General features: G+C 62.8%; 1 protein-coding gene. It reads left to right on the forward strand.

From position 1 onward, the window contains the following. The coding region (locus tag AC1DKR_RS21315) for an ATP-binding protein (protein WP_478035173.1) at nucleotides 1-215 on the forward strand (215 nt) is incomplete at its 5' end. Between the last annotated feature and the right edge of the window lie 187 nt (nucleotides 216-402).

The raw sequence follows: 402 nt of genomic DNA on the forward strand, positions 1-402 counted from the left end.
CCTTCGCCCAGTCCGGCGGCCAACGCCTCTTCCATCTGATCAGCAAGCTCTATGAGCGCCCCTCGGTGATCATCACCACCAACCTGACCTTCGGCGAATGGCCCACCGTCTTCGGCGACGCCAAGATGACCACGGCSCTYCTCGACCGCCTGACCCATCACTGCGACATCGTCGAGACCGGAAACGACAGCTGGCGTCTCAAGACCAGGGCTTGATCCACAATCTATCCAACCTCCCCCAGACCCCCTCCGGGCAGCTGAATCTCACGCGGCTCACCCGGCGGCGACGCGCTGCGCTAGCTGATGGCTACGCGCCTCGCCGCCAGCCCAGGACAACCAACAGAGGGGTCAATTTTGGACGCCGATAGGGGGTCAATTTTCAACGCCGTTTGACACCTAGGGC

The organism is Stenotrophomonas sp. 01N47, from assembly GCF_056399165.1.